The 317-nt window shown below is 50.5% G+C and carries 1 rRNA gene; it reads right to left on the minus strand.

The features are described 5' to 3' along the window. Positions 1 to 317, minus strand: a 16S ribosomal RNA gene (locus tag Ga0451573_RS19065); the annotation flags it as partial.

A 317-nucleotide genomic window follows, 5' to 3' on the forward strand; every position in this document is an offset into this window, starting at 1 on the left:
GATCTCTCAGCGCCGGGACTACCAGGGTTTCTAATCCTGTTCGCTCCCCACGCTTTCGTGCCTCAGCGTCAATAACGGCTTAGTAAGCTGCCTTCGCAATCGGTGTTCTACGTTATATCTAAGCATTTCACCGCTACATAACGTATTCCGCCTACCTCAACCGTATTCAAGAAAATCAGTTTCAATGGCAGTTTCACAGTTGAGCTGTGAGATTTCACCACTGACTTAATCCTCCGCCTGCGCACCCTTTAAACCCAATAAATCCGGATAACGCTTGCACCCTCCGTATTACCGCGGCTGCTGGCACTCGCGCATGG

Origin of the sequence: Phosphitispora fastidiosa (assembly GCF_019008365.1) — a bacterium.
Taxonomy (GTDB): domain Bacteria; phylum Bacillota; class Thermincolia; order Thermincolales; family UBA2595; genus Phosphitispora; species Phosphitispora fastidiosa.